The organism is Streptomyces sp. NPDC028991, assembly GCF_055564775.1.
Window position 1 is genome coordinate 1 of record NZ_JBVHVP010000045.1, and the last position, 19,761, is coordinate 19,761.

Genomic DNA, 19,761 nt, shown 5'->3' on the forward strand with positions numbered 1-19,761 from the left:
GGACCCGCGCACCGAAGCCGCCAACCGCGCCGCCTGCTCCCCCACCGCCACACGCGACTTACCCGACACCACCCACGGCCACCACACACCCTCGGCCTGAACGGAGGCGGGGGCCTCGGGTGCGTCCTCGGCCGGGGCCTGCTCGAGCACGAGGTGGGCGTTGGTGCCGCTGACGCCGAAGGACGAGACGGCGGCGCGGCGCGGACGGCCGGTCTCCGGCCAGGCGGTGTGCTCGGTGAGCAGTTCGACTCCGCCATCCTCCCAGTCCGCGTTCGGGGTGGGCGCGTCGATGTGGAGGCTCTTGGGCAGGACACCGTGGCGCATGGCCTGCACCATCTTGATCACGCCGGCGACGCCGGACGCGGCCTGGGTGTGACCGGTGTTGGACTTCAACGAGCCGAGCAGCAGCGGTCGTCCGTCGCCGCGGTCGCGGCCGTAGGTGGCGAGGAGTGCCTGCGCCTCGATGGGGTCGCCGAGGGTGGTGCCGGTGCCGTGCGCCTCGACGGCGTCGACCTCGGCGGAGGTGAGGCCGGAGTCGATGAGCGCCTGCCGGATCAGTCGCTGCTGGGAGGGGCCGTTGGGCGCGGTCAGGCCGTTGGACGCGCCGTCCTGGTTGATGGCGGAGCCGCGTACCACGGCGAGGACGGGGTGGCCGTTGCGGCGGGCGTCGGACAGGCGCTCCAGCAGGATCAGGCCGGCGCCCTCGGACCAGGCGGTTCCGTCGGCGGCGGCGGCGAAGGCCTTGCAGCGGCCGTCGGCGGCGAGGCCGCGCTGCCGGGCGAACTCGGTGAACATCTTCGGCGTCGACATGACCGTGGCGCCGCCGGCCAGGGCGAGGGAGCACTCCCCCTGGCGCAGGGAGCGCACGGCCAGGTGCAGCGCGACCAGTGAGGAGGAGCAGGCGGTGTCCACCGTGACGGCGGGGCCCTCGAAGCCGTACGTGTAGGACAGGCGGCCGGAGGCGACGGCGACCGTGTTGCCGGTGAGCAGGTGTCCGGCGACCTCTTCCTGGCGTCCCCGTGCGGCACCGTCGTAGTCGCCGTGCCCGGTGCCGACGAAGACGCCGGTGGTGCTGCCGGCCAGTGTGCCGGGCGCGATCCCGGCGCGCTCCAGGGTCTCCCAGGAGGTCTCCAGGAGCAGCCGCTGCTGCGGGTCCATGGCGAGGGCCTCACGCGGGGAGATCCCGAAGAACGCCGGGTCGAACTCGCCGGCGTCGTGCAGGAAGCCGCCTTCGCGCGCGTAGGTGGTGCCGTGGTGGGCGGGATCGGGGTGGAACAGGCGGTCGAGGTCCCAGCCGCGGTTGGTGGGGAAGTCCGAGATGGCGTCCACGCCGCCCCTGGCCAGCTCCCACAGTTCCTCGGGTGAGCGCACGCCGCCGGGGTAGCGGCAGGCCATGGCGACGACGGCGATGGGCTCGCGGTCCCGGTTCTCGGCCTCGCCGAGTTGCTCACGGGCCTCCTGAAGGTCGGCCACGGCCCGCTTGAGGTACGCGCGGAGCTTGTCCTCGTTCGACATCAGGTGCCCACCTCTCCATGAGATTCCGGAACTCGCGAAAAGCGGAGAGCGGCGATTTCCGGATTCCACGCCCCGACACTGCTGGATGTTCCGGCGGGCGCGGCGCCCGTCCGGCAGATCCGGTCCGGGGCGACAGGCCGACCCGGTCCGAGGGCCAGTCTGGCCGTCCCGGACTGCGGGTTTCCCTAAAGTGCGCCGGGGGTGTGCCAAGCCGGAAGGCCCCGGTCCGTGGTGGTCGGGCACGGACCGGGGCCTTGCGAACGGAGTGCGGTCAGCCGGCCACGGCCGTTTCCTGCTCGGCGGCGGCGTCGGAGGTGACCGTGCTCTCCAGGGTGGTGAGCCACTCCTCCATGAGGTCGGCCGCGGGGCCGGAGTCCTCGCGGATGAGGGAGAGGTGGTCGGCGTCCAGGGGGCGCACGGCGGCGTCCGGGACTACCGGCTCGTGCAGGCGCTCGGGGTCGGGAGCGGGAACGCCCTCGATGAGCGCCCGGGTGCACTTGATCTCCAGGACGGGCGCGGTGGTGGGGTGCACGTCGAGGGCGTTGAGCAGCACCATCCAGCGGCCCATGGCGGACAGCCGGGAGTTGGTGAGGCGCACCGGGGAGTCGTCCACGGCGGTGAAGTTGAACTTCATCATGCCGTTGTAGTCGACGCCCTCGTCGCTGTTGTGCCGGATGCTGAGGGTGTCGAGGAGGACGACGGCGGTGGGGCGGATGCCCCAGGTGCTCTCCAGGACGCCGGCCGCCGCGTAGGCGAGGGAGCCGCCGGAGGAGTGGCCGACGAGGACGAAGGGCTTGCCGTCGGCGGCCTGGAGGGTGCTCTCCGCGATGATCCGGGCGGCCGCCTCGGGGTGGGCGGGCAGGGCCTCGCCGGTGTTGAAGCCGATGAGGGGCAGGGCGGTGACGTCCCGCTTGCCTCGGAAGTGGCCGGACAGGGTGGCGTACTGGTGCACGCCGCCGTTGGCGGTGGGGGCGCTGACGCAGACGAGCCGGGACGGGGCGGGGCCCTCGGCGAGCGTCACCGGCCAGGGCAGGTCCTCGAGTTCGGCGGTGACCTCGAAGGAGGGGCGGAGCGCGGCGACGGTGGCGAGCATCCGCTGGGCCTCGCGGAGCTTGCCCTGGGCGAGGCCGTCGAGGAAGAGGCGCTCCATCGAGTCGTTCTCGGCGGGGCCTCCGGTGGCGCCGGTCTGCGGGGCGGCACCGCCCTGGGCGCCGAGTTCGGTGCGCAGCCAGGCGGTGAGACCGCTCGGGGAGCCGCTGTCGTAGACGATGCTCGCGGGGAGCTGGAGTCCGGTGGCCTCGCTGAGCTTGCGGCGCAGTTCGATGCCGATCAGGGAGTCGAAGCCGAGTTCGAGGAAGTCGCGGTCGGGGTCGACGTCGGCGGTGTCGGTGTGTCCGAGGAGTTCCGCGGCGCACGCGACGACCAGGTCGAGGAGGGCGGTCTCCTGCTCGGCGGCGCTCAGGGAGGCGAAGTGCTTCCGGAAGGAGGCCGGTTCGGCAGGGCGGGCCGGGTGCGGGGTCGCGGCTGAGGTGGCGTTGCGCGGGGCGCGGGCCAGGCCGCGCATGAGCGGTGGTACCTCGTCGGGGTGGGCGATGCCCGGGGGTGTCGCCAGGGCGGTGGCGACCACCAGCGGTGTGTCGAGGCGCAGGGCGGTGTCGAGGAGTGCGAGGGCACGGTCGCGGGACAGGGTGTCCATGCCGTCGGAGCGGGTGCGCTGTCGGCCGGAGTCGGTGAGGAGGTCGCCGGCCATGCCGTCGTCGAGGTCCCAGGCTCCCCAGGCGACGGAAAGGGCGGGCAGTCCCTGGGCGGTGCGGTGCTGGGCTAGGGCGTCGAGGAAGCAGCTGGCGGCGACGTGGTTGGCCTGCCCGGCGCGGGCGGTGACGCCGGAGATGGATGAGTAGAGGACGAAGGCGTCGAGGCCGAGGTTCCGGGTGAGGTCGTGCAGGTGCCAGGCGGCGTCCGCCTTGGGCCGCAGGACGGCCGCGAGGCGTTCGGGCGTGAGCGCGGTGAGCACGGTGTCGTCCAGGACACCGGCCGCGTGCACGACGCCGGTGAGGGGGTGGTCGGCGGGGATGTCCGCGAGCAGCGCGGCCAGGGCGTCGCGGTCCGCGACGTCGCAGGCGGTGAGGGTGACGTGGGCGCCCAGCGCCTCCAGTTCGGCACGGAGCCGGTCGGCGCCGGGGGCGTCCGGGCCGCGGCGGCCGGCCAGCAGGAGCCGGGTGACGCCGTGGCGGGTGACCAGGTGGCGGGCGGTGGCCGCACCGAGGGTGCCGGTGCCGCCGGTGACGAGGACGGTGCCGTCCCGGGCGCCACCGAAGGCGTCGGGGAGTTCGGGGCCGTCCTGGGCGGCGGGCGGGGCCAGCGGGGTGAGCCGCGCGACGAGCACCCGCCCGTCGCGGACGGCGGTCTGTGGTTCGTCCACGGCGAGCACGTCGTCCAGGGGGAGCCGGGCGCCGGGTTCGAGGTCGACGAGGGTGAAGGCACCGGGGTGTTCGACCTGGGCGGTGCGGATCAGGCCCCACACGGCGGCGCCCGCGGGATCGACGGCCGGGTCGCCGGGCCGGGCGGCGACGGCGCCGCGGGCGATGAAGACGAGGCGGGACCCGGTGGGCCGCGGGGTGCCGAGCCACTCCTGGAGGAGCGCGAGGACGGCCTGGGCCGCTGCGTGGGTGACGGCGGCCGGATCGTCGCCGGAGCAGGCGTCCTCGTGCCCGCCACAGCCGATGACGGGCACGAGGACGAGGGTGTCGTCCTCGGTGACCTGCGAGAGCGAGGCGAGGGTGGTACCGGTGGCGAAGGGGTCGGTGCCGAGGGCGACGCGGGGGCCGGTGCCGAGGGCGACGCGGGGGCCGGTGCCGACGGGGACGTGCCCGGGTTCGGCGGGGACCCACTCGAGGCCGAGCAGAGAGGCGCGGTCCACGGCACCGGGTCCCAGGAGGCGGGCGGCGGACGAGGGCCGCAGGGCCAGCGACTCGACGGAGAGGACGGGACGTCCCGCGGTGTCGGCGGCGGCGATGGACACGGTGTCCTCGCCGGCCTTGGTGATGCGGACCCGCAGCCGGGCGGCACCGGAGGCGTGCAGGGTGACACCGGCCCAGGAGAACGGGAGCAGCCCCTGGTCGGCGTCCTTGAGGTCGACGTACTCCACCGCGTGCAGGGCGGCGGTGAGCAGCGCGGGGTGGAGGCCGAACAGGGCGGCGTCGTCGGTGCGGCCGGGCAGTTCCAGTTCGGCGAAGACCTCGTCGCCGCGCGTCCAGGCGCCGCGCAGGCCCTGGAAGAGGGGGCCGTACTCGGTGCGCTCGTAGAACCCGGTCAGGTCGACGGGGTCGGCGCCGGCGGGCGGCCAGGCAGGGGCTTCGAAGGGGACGACGTGCTCGCCGGGGCCGAGCATGCCGGTGGCGTGCTGGGTCCAGGGTGCGTCGGCGGCGGCGTCGGCGGGCCGGCAGTGGATGCCGAGCGGACGTCCGCCGGAGGCGTCGGGGGCGCCGACGCGGACCTGGACGGCGACGGCGCCCTTGGGGTCGAGACCGAGAGGGGTGGTGAGGGTGAGTTCCTGCACGTGTCCGCAGCCGACCTGGTCGCCCGCGCGGACGGCCAGTTCCAGGAAGCCGGTGGCGGGGAAGAGGACGATCCCGCCCATGGTGTGGTCGGCCAGCCAGGGGTGGGTGCGCGGAGCGAGGCGTCCGGTGAGGAGGACGTCCTCGGCGCCGGCGAGGGTGACCGCGGCTCCGAGGAAGGGGTGTCCGGCCGGGGTGAGGCCGGCGCCGGGGATGTCGGCGGCGTGGGCGAGGGGACGCGGCCAGTAACGGCGGTGCTGCCAGGCGTAGGTGGGCAGATCGGTACGGCGGGCGCCGGTACCGTGGAACCAGGCGGCCCAGTCGACGCGTACACCGGCGATGTGCAGCTGGGCGAGACCGGTCAGCAGGGCGTGCTGCTCCGGGCGCTTGGAGCGCAGGGCGGGCACCGCGACGGTGTCCGTGGCACCGTCACCGCTGTCGAGAGTCTGCCGCGTGAGGGCGGTCAGGACGCCGCCGGGGCCGATCTCCAGGAAGGCGTCGGCACCGGCATCCGCGAGGGCGCGCACGCCGTCGGCGAACCGGACGGTCGCGCGGACGTGCTCCACCCAATAAGCCGGAGTGGCCAGCTGCCCCGGCCCGGCGACCGCACCCGTGACGTTCGAGACGACCGGGATACGGGGTTCGGCATACGTCAGCCCCTCCGCCACCTGACGGAACGCCTCCAGCATCGGCTCCATCAGCGCCGAGTGGAAAGCATGACTGACCGACAGACGCTGAGTCTCACGCCCCTCGCCCGCGAACTCGCCCGCCAGCGCAGCCACTTCAGCCTCAGGACCCGCGACGACCACGGACTCCGGACCGTTGACCGCCGCCACAGACACACCCTCGGCCAACCTGTCGGCGATCTCCGCCTCAGCCGCCTGCACGGCGACCATCGCGCCACCCGCCGGCAGATCCTGCATCAACCGGGCCCGGGCCGCCACCAGCGCACAGGCATCCTCCAGCGAGAACACCCCCGCCACATGCGCGGCCACGATCTCACCGACGGAATGACCCGCGACGAACCCGGCAGTCACGCCCCACGACTCCACCAGCCGGAACAACGCCACCTCCACCGCGAACAGTGCGGGCTGCGTGTACCCGGTCGTGTCGAGAAGGGCCGCGTCGTCACTGCCCTCCTGCGCGAACAGCACCTCACGCAACGGGCGGTCGAGCTGCGGGTCGAGCAGGACGAGCACCTCGTCGAGCGCCTGCGCAAAGGCGGGGAAACGGGCGTACAGCTCACGCCCCATCCCCACCCGCTGCGACCCCTGACCGGAGAACAGCACGGCCAGGGCCCGCTCGGTGGCCCGGCCCCGGGCCACCTCCACCGGCTCCCCCGCACCGTCGACAGGGGCCAGCAGGACCGCGCGGTACTCGAAGGCCGAGCGGCCGGAGGCCAGGGAGAAGCCGATGTCCAGGGCGGTGGCGTCGGTGACACCGGTGAGCCGGGCGAGCTGGGCGTCCAGGGAGCCCCGGGTCTTGGCCGACACCGCCCAGGGAACGACGGTGGGGTCCACGGCGGGTGTGGCTTCCGGCTCCTGCGTCCCGTCTCCGGTGGACTCCTCGGCCTCGGGTGCCTGCTCGATGACGAGGTGGGCGTTGGTGCCGCTGATGCCGAAGGAGGAGACGCCGGCGCGCCGTGGCCGCCCGGTCTCCGGCCACGGGGTGGCCTCGGTGAGCAGTCGTATGTTGCCGGCCTCCCAGTCGACGTGCGTCGACGGCCGTTCGATGTGCAGGGACTCGGGCAGGACGCCGTGCCGGATGGAGAGGACGGTCTTGATGACGCCGGCGACACCGGCGGCGGCCTGGGAGTGGCCGATGTTCGACTTCACGGAGCCCAGCAGCAGGGGGCGGTCCGCGGGCCGGTCCTGGCCGTAGGTGGCGAGCAGGGCCTGGGCTTCGATGGGGTCGCCGAGCGGGGTGCCGGTGCCGTGCGCCTCGACGGCGTCCACGTCGGCGGCGGAGAGTCCGGCCCCGGCGAGGGCCTGCCGGATGACGCGCTGCTGGGACGGCCCGTTGGGCGCGGTGAGCCCGTTGGAGGCGCCGTCCTGGTTGACGGCGGAGCCCCGGACCACGGCGAGGACCCGGTGGCCGTTGCGGCGCGCGTCGGAGAGGCGCTCCAGGACGAGCACGCCGGCGCCCTCGGACCAGCCGGTGCCGTCGGCGGCGTCCGCGAAGGCCTTGCACCGGCCGCTGGTGGAGATGCCGCCCTGGCGGGTGAAGCCGGAGAAGCCCATGGGTGTGGACATCACGGTGACGCCGCCGGCGAGGGCGAGGCCGCACTCGCCGTTGCGCAGGGCCTGGGCGGCCAGGTGGATGGCGACCAGGGACGCCGAGCAGGCGGTGTCGACGGTGACGGCGGGCCCCGCGAGGTCGAAGGCGTAGGACAGGCGGCCGGAGACGACACTGGCGGTGAGTCCGGTGGTGGCGTGTCCCTCGGCGTCCTCGCGGGAGTTCATCACGACGCCGACGTAGTCGACGCCGGCGGTGCCGACGAAGACGCCGGTACGGCTGCCGCGCAGCGAGACCGGGTCGATGCCGGCCCGCTCGACGGCCTCCCAGGAGGTCTCCAGGAGGATGCGCTGCTGGGGGTCCATGGCGACGGCCTCGCGGGGCGAGATCCCGAAGAAGCCGGCGTCGAAGGCTGCGGCGTCGACGAATCCGCCCTCGGCGGCGGCACTGCTGCCGGCGCCGTCGCCGTTCAGGGCGTCGAGGTCCCAGCCGCGGTCGTCGGGGAAGGGTGTGATGCCGTCGCGGCCCTCGTCGAGGAGCCGCCAGTACTCCTCGGGGGAGTTCACGCCGCCGGGCAGGCGGCAGGCCATGCCGACGACGGCGATGGGCTCGCGGCGTTCCGCCTCGGTCTCCTCCAGACGGCGCCGGGTCTTGTGCAGATCGGCCGTGACCCACTTGAGGTAGTCGACGAGCTTCTTGTCATCGGGCATGACGGTGGGAAACCTTCCTGTGGTGGATCAAGCTCGTCTCAGCGGTCGCCCAGGCGGCCGAGCTCGTTGTCGATGAACGCGAGGACCTCGTCGGCGCTGGCCGACTCGATGTCGTCGGCGACACCCCGGCCGGTGGGATCCGGTGCGGCGCCGCGCACCTTGTCCAGCATCCGGCCCAGGCGCAGGGCGAGGCCCGCGCGGGTGATCTCGTCCGGCTCGTCCGCCGCGAGGAGCGCGTCGAGCCGGTCGAGTTCGGCGAGCAGGGGCGGCCCCTGCGGGGTGTCGTCGCCGGTCAGTTCCGAGACGAAGTGCTCGGCCAGGGCCGTGGGGGTCGGGTAGTCGAAGACCAGGGTGGCCGGGAGGCGCAGTCCGGTCGCGGTGGAGAGGTGGTTGCGCAGTTCCAGCGCGGTCAGCGAGTCCAGGCCCAGTTCGCGGAACTCCTGGGTGACGTCGACGGTCTTCGGGGAGGCGTGGCCGAGAACCCGGGCGGTCTGTTCGCGAACGAGGTCGGTGACGTGGCGGACGCGGTCGGCGGCGTCGAGTCGGGCGAGTTCGGCGGCGAGCGCCGCCGCGGCGCCGGCCGCGTCGGTGGCGGCCGCGGTGCGGCGGCCGCTGCGGACCATGGAGCGGAACAGCGGTGGCAGGTCCTCGGGGGCGGCGCCGCGCATGGCTCCGGGGGCGAGGCCCACCAGGACGAGGAAGGTCTCGTCCGAGCCGCGGGCGATGTCGAACAGGTTCAGGCCCTGTTCGACGGCGAGCGGCGGGAGGCCGCCGGACTGCATGCGGCGCATGTCGGTGTCGGACAGGGTGCTCGTCATGCCGCCGTCGTGGGCCCACGGCCCCCAGGCGAGGGAGGTGCCGGCCAGGCCGAGTTCGCGACGGTGGCGGGTGAGCGCGTCCAGGAACGAGTTGGCCGCGGCGTAGTTGCCCTGGCCGGGGCTGCCCATGACGCCCGCGATGGACGAGAAGGGCAGGAACGCGGCGAGTCCGAGGTCGCGGGTCAGCTCGTGCAGGTGCCAGGCCGCGTCCACCTTGGGCCGCAGGACGGCCGCGAGGCGTTCGGGCGTGAGCGAGGCGATCACGCCGTCGTCGAGGACGCCCGCGGTGTGGACGACCGCGGTGAGCGGGTGCTGTGCCGGTACGGAGCCGATGAGGGCGGCGGTGGCGTCGCGGTCGGTGGTGTCGCAGGCGGCGACGGTCACCTCCGCGCCCAGTTCGCGCAGTTCCTCCGCGAGTTCGGCGGCGCCGGGGGCGTCCGGGCCGCGGCGGCTGGTGAGCAGCAGGTGGCGCATGCCGGCGGCGGCGAGGCGGCGGGCGAGGTGTCCGCCGAGGGCGCCGGTGCCGCCGGTGATGAGGACGGTGCCCTCGGGGTTCCAGCGGGGCGGCATGGTGAGCACGATCTTGCCCACGTGCTTGGCCTGGCTCATGAACCGGAAGGCGTCGCGCGCCCTGCGCACGTCCCAGGTGCGCACCGGCAGCGGCTGGAGCGCGCCTTCGGCGAACAGGTCCAGCAGTTCGCCGAGAAGGCCCTTGTTGCGCTCGGGTCCGGCCTCGCCGAGGTCGAAGGCGCGATAACGCACACCGCCACCGACCGACTCCGGATCACGCACGTCGGTCTTGCCCATCTCCAGGAACCGGCCACCGGGCGCGGTGATCCGCAGCGAGGCGTCCACGAACTCACCCGCCAGCGCGTTCAGCACCACATCCATCCCACGGCCACCGGTGACCGTACGGAACTTCTCCTCGAAGCCCACATCACGCGAGGACGCGATGTGCTCCTCGTCCAGACCCAGCCCCCGCAAGACCTCCCACTTGCCCTCACCGGCCGTCGCGAACACCTCGGCACCCACATGACGCGCCAACTGGATCGCCGCCATACCCACACCACCGGCACCGGCATGCACCAGCACCCGCTCCCCCGCCGACAGACCGGCCAGGTCACGGAAGGCGTACAGCGCGGTGAGGAACACCAGCGGCACCGAGGCCGCCTCCTCCTTGGTCCAGCCCTCGGGGACGCGGGCCAGGTAGTGCTCGTCGGCGACGACGACGGGGCCGAAGCCGCCGGGCACGGTTCCCAGGACGCGGTCACCGGGCGCGAGGCCGGTGACGGCCTGGCCGACGGCGGTGACCGTGCCGGTGGCCTCGGTGCCCATCGGGCCGGACTCGCCGGGGTACATGCCGAGCGCGTTCAGCACGTCACGGAAGTTCAGGCCGGTGGCGTCCACGTCGATGCGTACCTCGTGGGCGCCGAGCGGTTCGAGGACCTCCGGGCAGGGAGCCAGGACGAGGTTGTCCAGGCTGCCCTTGCCGGTGGTGTCGAGGCGCCACGGCACCCCGGCCGGCGCGAGCAGGCCGGGCGCGGTGGTGAGCCGGTCGAGCCGGCCGACGAGGGCGGTGCCTCCGCGCACGGCGAACTGGGCGTCACCGGTGGCGAGCAGCCCTGGCAGGCGGGGCAGCAGGGAGCGCAGGGCGTCGGGGGCGGCCGGTGCGCCGGACCGTCCGGGTGCGTCCGGCGCGCCCGGGTCCACGGCCGGGTTCGGGTCCAGGTCCAGGTCCAGCAGGACGAACCGGTCGGGGTTCTCGGACTGCGCGGAGCGCACCAGGCCCCAGGCGGCGGCCGCCGCGAGGTCGTGGACCGTCTCGGTGTCGTCGGCGGCGACCGCTCCCCGGGTGACGAACACCAGCCGGGAGTGCTCGAGTCCGCGGGTGTCCAGCCACTCCTGGACCAGGCTCAGGGTGCGGGTGGTCAGCGCGTGGACCGTGCCGGGCACGTCGATCCCGGTCGCGTACGGATGACCGGCGTCCGAAGGGCCGTCGTACGTTCCGCCGAGCGGCACGAGGACCAGGTCCGGGGCGGCGGAGGTGTCCGCGCCGGCGCCGGTGAGGTCGGCGAGGGAGGTCAGGCTGCGGCCGGTGCCGAACACGTCCTCGCCCAGGACCGTGGCGGTCAGGCCTTCGGTGGGCTTGACCTCGGGGGCCGCGGTCCAGTCGAGGCGGAACACCGGCTCCTGACCGCCGGTGGCCACCGGGGCACGGGGCACGCTCGGGGCGCGCAGCACCAGGGACCGGGCGGAGAGCACCGGGGCGCCCTCGGCGTCGGCGGCGGTCAGCCGGACCGACTCGTCGCCGAGCCGGGTGATCCGCACCCGCAGCGTGGTCGCACCGCCGGCGTGCAGGGAGACGCCGTTCCAGGCGAACGGCAGCAGCGGACGGTCCGCGCTGCCGACGCCGAGGTAGCCGTTGGCGTGCTGGACGGCGTCCAGCAGGGCCGGGTGCATCCCGAAGTACTGGGCGTCCCCGGCGACCTCTTCGGGGAGGGCGACCTCCGCGAACGCCTCCTCCCCGCGGACCCACACCTGGCGCAGTCCGTGGAAGGACGGCCCGTACTCGGTGCGGCTGTAGTCGCCGTCGAACTCCACGGACACGGCGTCGGCCGGCGGCCAGACGGGTGCCTCGAAGGGGTCGCTGTGCTCTTCGACGGCGAGGACACCGTCGGCGTGCCGGGTCCAGGGGCCGTCGACGGCATCGGAGGGCCGGGAGTAGAGGGTGAGCGAGCGGGAGCCGTCCTCGCCGGGCGCGCCGATGACGACCTGGACGGAGGTGGGCACCTTCTCGTCGAGGACCATCGGGGCGGCCAGGACGAGTTCCTCGACGCGGGCGCAGCCGACCTGGTCGGCGGCGCGGATCGCCATCTCCAGGTAGCCGGTACCGGGCATGATGACCGTTCCGCCGACCTTGTGGTCGAGCAGCCAGGGGTGTACCTGCAAGGAGATCTGACTGGTGAACAGGGCTCCCTCGGAGTCGGCGAGGGGGACGGCCGCGCCGAGGAGCGGGTGGTCGGCGGAGATGAGACCCGCCGTGCTGACGTCGCCGGTGAGGGCGGCCGGGCGCGGCCAGTAGCGTTCGCGCTGGAAGGCGTACGTCGGCAGTTCGGTGCGGCGGGCTCCGGTGCCGTGGAACCAGGCGGCCCAGTCGACGTGCACGCCGGTGACGTGGAGACCGGCGAGCGCGGTGAGCAGGGCGGTCTCCTCGTCTCGGTCCTTTCGCAGTGCCGGGACGGCGACCGCCTCGTCCCGCTCGTCGGCGTCCAGGACGCGCTGGGTGAGGGCGGTGAGGACGCCGCCGGGGCCGATCTCCAGGTAGGCGCCGGCACCGGCGCCGGCGAGGGCGCGTACTCCGTCGGCGAACCGGACGGTGCCCCGGACGTGCTCCACCCAGTACTCGGGGGTGGTGAGCTGCCCGGGCTCGGCGAGGGCGCCGGTGACGTTCGAGACGACCGGGAGGCGGGGTTCGGCGTACTGCAACGTCTCGGCGACGCGGCGGAACTCCGCGAGCATCGGCTCCATCAGCGGCGAGTGGAAGGCGTGACTGACCGACAGCCGCTGCGTCTTGCGGCCCTCGGCGTCGAACGCGGCGGCCAGAGCCAGGACTTCGCTCTCCGCACCGGACAGGACGACGGAGTCCGGGCCGTTGACCGCGGCCAGGGCGACTCCCCCCGTCAGCCTCGGCACGACCTCGGCCTCGGTCGCCTGCACGGCCACCATGGCACCGCCGGCCGGGAGTCCCTCCATCAGCCGGGCCCGGGCCGCCACCAGCGTGCAGGCATCCTCCAGGGAGAACACCCCCGCCACGTGCGCGGCCGCGATCTCACCGACGGAGTGGCCCGCCACCTGCTCGGGCCGGACGCCCCAGGACTCCAGCAAGCGGTACAGCGCCACCTCGACCGCGAACAGCGCGGGCTGGGTGTAGCCGGTGGTGTCCAGGAGAGCGGCCTCGGCCGTTCCCTCCGGAGCGAACAGCACCTCCCGCAGCGGACGGGCGAGGTCGGTGTCGAGGCGGGCCATGGCCTCGTCCAGCGCGTCGGCGAACACCGGGAAACGGGCGTGCAGTTCGCGTCCCATGCCGGCTCGCTGGGAGCCCTGACCGGAGAACAGCATCGCGAGGCCGCGGAGGGCGGCCCGGCCGCGGGCTACCTCGGCCGGGGCGCCGTCGGGCCCGGCGAGCAGCACCGCACGGTGCTCGAACAGGGCGCGGCCGGTGGCGAGGGAGAACCCCACGTCGAGCGGCTCGGCGCCGGTGAGCGCCGTGATACCCGCGGCCTGGGCGTTCAGGGCCTGCTCGGACTTGGCCGACACCAGCCACGGCACGACGGACGGGGTGGCCTTCGGGACCTCGGCGGCCACCGGTTCGTCGGCCTCGGGGGCCTGTTCGATGATGGTGTGCGCGTTGGTCCCGCTGATGCCGAAGGACGAGATACCCGCCCGCCAGGGGCGCCCCGTCTCGGGCCAGGCGGCCTCCTCGGTGAGCAGCCGGATGGCCCCGGCCTCCCAGTCGACGTGCGTCGACGGCCGGTCGATGTGCAGGGACCTGGGCAGGACGCCGTGGCGCATCGCCATGACCGTCTTGATGATGCCGGCGGCACCGGCGGCGGCCTGGGTGTGGCCGATGTTCGACTTGACGGAGCCGAGCAGCAGCGGCCGCTCGGGGTCGCGGTCCTGGCCGTAGGTGGCGAGGAGTGCCTGGGCTTCGATGGGGTCGCCGAGCGGGGTGCCGGTGCCGTGGCCCTCGACGGCGTCCACGTCGGCGGTGGTCAGTCCGGCGGCGGACAGGGCCTGGCGGATGACGCGCTGCTGGGAAGGCCCGTTCGGGGCGGTCAGACCGTTGGAGGCGCCGTCCTGGTTGACGGCCGAGCCCCGGACGACGGCCAGAACCTCGTGTCCGCCCCGCCGGGCGTCCGAAAGACGCTCCACGACGAGCAGGCCGACGCCCTCGGACCAGCCGGTGCCGTCGGCCGCGTCCGCGTACGCCTTGCAACGGCCGTCGGTGGCCAGGCCGTTCTGGAGGGTGAATCCGGAGAACGCGGACGGCGTGCTCATCATGGTGATGCCGCCCGCCACGGCCAGGTCGCACTCGCCGGCGCGCAGGGCCTGCATCGCCCAGTGCAGGGCGACCAGGGAGGAGGAGCAGGCGGTGTCGACGGTGACCGCCGGGCCCTCCAGACCGAAGGTGTAGGCGAGGCGGCCGGAGACCACGCTCGCGGCCAGGCCGGTGCCGGCGTGCCCCTCCAGGTCTTCGCGGCTGTTCATGACGAGGGTGGAGTAGTCCTGGCCGTTGGTGCCGACGAACACGCCCGTACGGCTGCCGCGCAGCCCGTCGGGGTCGATGCCCGACCGTTCGAACGCCTCCCAGGTGGTCTCCAGGAGGAGCCGCTGCTGCGGGTCCATCGCCAGAGCCTCGCGCGGCGAGATGCCGAAGAATGCGGCGTCGAACTCGGCGGCCCCGGCGAGGAAACCGCCGCGCAGGGTGGCGCTGCGGCCGCGGCCGTCGGCGCCACCGGACAGCAGTGTGGCGAGGTCCCAGCCGCGGTCCTCGGGGAACGCCTCGATCCCGTCACGTCCCTCGCTGAGCATCTCCCACAGGTCGTGTGGGGAGCGCACCCCGCCGGGCAGCCGGCAGGCCATGCCGACGATGACGACGGGGTCCTCGGCCAGGGCGGCCGCGGTGGCCGGGCGGAGGTCCGGACCGTCCTGCTCGCCCAGCAGTTCGGCCACGAGGTGCTCGGCGAGTGCCTGCGCGGTCGGGTAGTCGTACACGGTGGTGGCGGGCAGCCGCAGCCCGGTGGCGAGGGCGAGCCGGTTCGGCAGCTCGATCGCGGTGAGCGAGTCGAAGCCCAGGTCGCGGAAGTTCCGGTCGGGCGCGACGGCCTGCGGGCCGGGGTGGCCGAGGACGAAGGCCGCGTGGGTGCGCACCATGTCCGTCATGAGCCCGGTCCGTTCGCCGGCGGGCAGGTCGCGCAGCCGGCCGGCGAGCCCGGACGCGGTGCTCCTGGTCCGGTCCCGGGTGTCCTCCGCGTCGGCCAGTGCCTGCCGGGCCTCCGGCAGGTCGCGCAGGAGCGCGTTGCCGCGCATCCCGATGAGACCGTCCAGGACCTGCGGCTGGCGCGGGTCGAGGAGCACGGTCACGGCCTCCGGCCGGGTGACGGCCTGCCGCAGTGCGGCCACCGCCAGGTCGGGGTGGACGGCCGGGTGGCCGGAGGCGCGCCGCGCGGGCCTCCCCTCGCCCTCGGACCCCTGCGCGTCCTCGGCGCCTTCGGGCTCGTCGCCGACCCAGGCGCCCCAGGCCACCGAGGTGGCGGGCAGGCCCGCGTCGCGGCGGTGCCGGGCGAGCGCGTCGAGGACGGCGGTGGCCGCGGCGAGGTTGGCGCGGCCGGCGGTGCCGACGGTGCCGGCGACGGACGAGCACAGGACGAACGCGTCCAGGTCCAGGCCCTGGGTCAGTTCGTGCAGGTGGAGGGCGGGCACGGCCCTGGCACGGTGCGGGGCGGCGTACCGCTCGGGGGTGAGTTCGTCGAGGACGCCGTCGTCGGCGGCCCCCGCGGCGTGCACCACCGCGGTGAGCGGGGTGTCGGCGTCGGCCGTGACGTCCGCGAGGACGGCGGCCAGTGCCTCACGGTCGGCCGCGTCGCAGGCGGTGAGGGTGACCCGGACGCCCAGTCCCTCCAGTTCGGCGCGGAGGTCGCCGGCGCCGGGCGCCTCCGGCCCCCGCCGGCTGAGCAGCACCAGGTGCTCGGCGCCCGCAGCCGCGAACCGGCGGGCCATGTGGGCGCCCCGGCCGCCGGTGCCGCCGGTGACGAGGACCGTGCCGCGCGGTTCCCAACCCGTGTCGGGGGCCGTGTCCGGTGCCGGAACCAGGCGGCGGCCGAATACCGCGGAGGCACGGACGGCGACCTGGTCCTCACCGTCGTGGCCGGCGAGCACGGCGGCGAACCGACGGGCGGCCCGCGCGTCCAGCTCGGCGGGCAGGTCGACGAGACCGCCCCACGCGGCGGGGTGTTCCAGCGCGGCGACCCGCCCGATGCCCCACACGGCCGCCTGGACGGGATCGGTGAGTGCCTCGGAGGCGGCCACGGTCACGGCCCCCCGGGTCACGCACCACAGCGGTGCGGCGACGCCGGCGTCGAGAAGAGCCTGGAACAGGACCGCGGTCGGGACGGCGGGGACACCGGACCCGTCGGGCAGCACGGCGGCCTCCGACGAGTCGGCGAGGGCCAGCAGGGACACCACGCCCGTCAGAGCGGAGCCGCCGGCCGAGAGGCCGCGCAGCCGTCCGGCGAGCGCCTCGCGCCCGGCGGTGTCCTCGGGGCCGAGGGTGAGGCGTACGACGTCGGTGCCGACGGCGTCGAGCACGGCGGCCGCCCACGGGTCCTCGGCCAGCGCGGCGGGCACCACGGCCAGCCAGGTGCCGGAAGGGACGGGCGCGTCGGCGGGCAGCGACAGCGGCTTCCACGTCTCCTGGTGCCGGTGGGAGTCGACCATCGCCTGGTCGCGCCGCCTGCGCCGCCAGGTGGACAGGGCGGGCAGCACGGCGCCCAGCGCGTCGGTGTCCACGTCCAGGTCGGAGGCGAGACCGGTCAGGTCCTCCCCCTCGACAGCCGTCCAGAAGGCGCGGTCCAGCGGATCGGCGCCCCCGGCACCTTCGGCGGGGCGCCGGGTGTCGGGCCAGTAGCGGGCGCGCTGGAAGGCGTAGGTGGGCAGGTCGGCCCGGCGGGCGCCGGTGCCGTCGAAGGCGCGGGCCCAGTCGACCCGGACTCCCTCGACGTGGAGCCGGGCCAGCGCGGTGAGCAGCGCGGACTCCTCGTCCCAGTCCTTGCGCAGGACGGGGACGACCACCGCTCCGGCGGCGGCGTCGATGCTCTGCTGGGCGAGGGCGGTCAGGACGCCGCCGGGGCCGATCTCCAGGAAGGCGTCGGCACCGGCATCGGCGAGGGCGCCCACGCCGTCGGCGAACCGGACGGTCGCGCGGACGTGCTCCACCCAATAAGCCGGAGTGGCCAGCTGCCCCGGCCCGGCGACCGCACCCGTGACGTTCGAGACGACCGGGATACGGGGTTCGGCATACGTCAGCCCCTCCGCCACCTGACGGAACGCCTCCAGCATCGGCTCCATCAGCGCCGAGTGGAAAGCATGACTGACCGACAGACGCCGGACCTCACGCCCCTCGCCCGCGAACTCGTCCGCCAGCGCGACCACTTCAGCCTCAGGACCCGCGACGACCACGGACTCCGGACCGTTGACCGCCGCCACAGACACACCCTCGGCCAACCGCCCGACGATCTCCGCCTCAGCCGCCTGCACGGCAACCATCGCGCCACCCGCCGGCAGATCCTGCATCAACCGGGCCCGGGCCGCCACCAACGCGCACGCATCCTCCAGCGAGAACACCCCCGCCACATGCGCGGCCACGATCTCACCGACGGAATGACCCGCGACAAACCCGGCAGTCACACCCCACGACTCCACCAGCCGGAACAACGCCACCTCCACCGCGAACAGTGCGGGCTGCGTGTACCCGGTCGTGTCGAGAAGGGCCGCGTCGTCACTGCCCTCCTGCGCGAACAACACCTCACGCAACGGGCGATCCAGCTGCGCGTCCAGCAGGACGAGCACCTCGTCCAGGGCCGCCGCGAACACCGGGAAACGGGCGTACAGCTCACGCCCCATCCCCACCCGCTGCGCCCCCTGACCGGAGAACAGCACGGCCAGGGCCCGCTCGGTGGCCCGGCCCCGGGCCACCTCCACCGGCTCCCCCGCACCGTCGACAGGGGCCAGCAGGACCGCGCGGTACTCGAAGGTGGAGCGCTCGGTGGCGAGCGTCAGGCCCACGCCCAGTGAGGTGGGGCCGGTGACGGAGGCGAGCCGGGCGAGCTGGGCGTCCAGCGCCTCCGGGGACTTCGCGGAGACCGGCCACGGGACGACGGCGGGGGCGGCCTCCGGTTCGGCGGCGGGCACCGGCTCGTCGGCGTCGGGGGCCTGCTCGATGATGGTGTGCGCGTTGGTCCCGCTGATGCCGAAGGACGACACGGCGGCACGGCGCGGACGCCCGGTCTCCGGCCAGACGGTGGTCTCGGTCAGCAGGCGGACGTCGCCCTCGGTCCAGTCGACGTGCGTGGACGGCCGGTCGACGTGCAGGGACTTGGGCAGGATGCCGTGCCGGAGCGCCATGACGGTCTTGATGACGCCGGCGACACCGGCGGCGGCCTGGGCGTGCCCGATGTTCGACTTGATGGAGCCCAGCAGCAGCGGCCGGTCCTCGGGCCGGTCCTGGCCGTACGTCGCGAGCAGCGCCTGGGCTTCGATGGGGTCGCCGAGGGTGGTGCCGGTGCCGTGCGCCTCGACGGCGTCGACGTCGGCGGTGGTGAGTCCTGCGCCGGCCAGGGCCTGCCGGATGACGCGCTGCTGGGAGGGGCCGTTGGGCGCCGTGAGACCGTTGGACGCGCCGTCCTGGTTGACGGCCGAGCCGCGCAGGACCGCGAGGACCGGGTGGCCGTTGCGGCGGGCGTCGGACAGCCGCTCCACGACCAGCATGCCGACGCCCTCGGACCAGCCGGTGCCGTCGGCGGCGTCCGCGAAGGCCTTGCAGCGGCCGTCGGGGGCGAGGCCGCCCTGCCGGGTGAAGCCCGCGTAGCCCATGGCGGTGGACATCACGGTGACGCCGCCGGCGAGGGCCAGGTCGGCCTCGCCGGAGCGCAGCGCGTGCGCCGCCCAGTGGAGGGCGACCAGGGAGGAGGAGCAGGCGGTGTCGATGGTGACCGCCGGGCCCTCCAGGCCGAAGGTGTAGGACAGGCGTCCGGAGATGACGCTGGTGGCGAGGCCGGTGGGGGCGTGGCCTTCGGCGTCCTGGCGGGAGTTCATGACGAGGGTGGTGTAGTCCTGGCCACTGGTGCCGACGAAGACTCCGGTGCGGCTGCCGCGCACGGTGGCGGGGTCGATGCCGGCGCGTTCGAAGGCCTCCCAGGAGGTCTCCAGGAGCAGGCGCTGCTGCGGGTCCATCGCGAGGGCCTCGCGCGGGGAGATCCCGAAGAACCCGGCGTCGAAGTCGGCCACGTCGTAAAGGAAGCCACCCTCGGAGGTGGCGCTGCGGCCGTGTCCGCCCTCGCCGCCCCGCCGGAGGGTTTCCAGGTCCCACCCTCGATCGGTCGGGAAGGCGGAGATGCCTTCGCCGCCCTCGACTACCAATTGCCACAGCTCCTCGGGAGAGCTGACGCCGCCGGGCATCCGGCAGGCCATGCCGACGATGACGACCGGGTCCTCGGCCAGGGCCGCGGAGACGGCGACCGGGGTGGCCGGGCCGGTGGCGCGCTGCTCGTCGAGCAGGGCGGAGACCAGGTGCTCGGCGAGAACGGTGGGCGTGGGGTAGTCGAAGACCAGGGTGGCGGGGAGCCGCAGGCCGGTGGCCGTGGTCAGGCGATTGCGCAGTTCGACCGCGGTGAGCGAGTCGAAGCCGAGGTCGTGGAAGTCGCGGTCGGCGTCGATGGCCTTGACCGAGGAGTGACCGAGGACCGGGGCGGCCTCGGCGCGGACCAGGTTGACCGCGAAGCGCAGGCGCTCCTCCTCGCGCAGGTCGAGGAGTTGCCGGGTGACGGCCGCGGCGGTGCTCGCGCCGCCGACGGCCGTCGCGGCGGAGCGGCGGGTGCCGCGTACCAGGTTGCGCAGGAGCGGCGGGACCTCACCGGGCATCCGGCTGCTGCCGGATGCGCCGATCGGCACGAGGTACGGCTCGTGGGAGACCGTCGCGGCGTCCCACAGGGCGAGGCCCTGCTCGACGGTGAGCGGCGGCGCGGCGGCCGCCGTCATACGGCGCGCGTCCGTGTCGGTGAGGGTGCCGGTCATGCCGGCCGACTGTTCCCAGGCACCCCAGGCCAGCGACAGACCCGGCAGACCCTCGGCCGCACGCCGCTGCGCCAG

3 protein-coding genes are annotated in these 19,761 nt (G+C 74.5%); all 3 read right to left on the bottom strand.

What is annotated here, in order from left to right; translation table 11 throughout:
- Nucleotides 1–1,515, bottom strand: a 1,515-nt coding sequence (locus tag ACZ4V1_RS35325; RefSeq protein WP_468345100.1) for a type I polyketide synthase, incomplete at its 3' end; no start/stop codon positions are given.
- Between the two features lie 271 nt (nucleotides 1,516–1,786).
- Nucleotides 1,787–8,017 (bottom strand): type I polyketide synthase, encoded by a 6,231-nt coding sequence (locus ACZ4V1_RS35330; protein ID WP_468345103.1) that lies wholly within the window; start codon nucleotides 8,015–8,017, stop codon nucleotides 1,787–1,789.
- Nucleotides 8,018–8,055: 38 nt separating this feature from the next.
- Complete coding sequence (locus tag ACZ4V1_RS35335; RefSeq protein WP_468345106.1) at nucleotides 8,056–19,686, bottom strand: type I polyketide synthase; 11,631 nt, start codon at nucleotides 19,684–19,686, stop codon at nucleotides 8,056–8,058.
- Nucleotides 19,687–19,761: the final 75 nt, after the last annotated feature.

What these genes read in the sequence shown, in the direction of transcription:
- ACZ4V1_RS35335 (WP_468345106.1), bottom strand. Translation starts at nt 19,686, where the DNA reads ATGACCGGCACCCTCACCGACACGGACGCGCGCCGTATGACGGCGGCC.
- ACZ4V1_RS35330 (WP_468345103.1), bottom strand. Translation starts at nt 8,017, where the DNA reads ATGCCCGATGACAAGAAGCTCGTCGACTACCTCAAGTGGGTCACGGCC.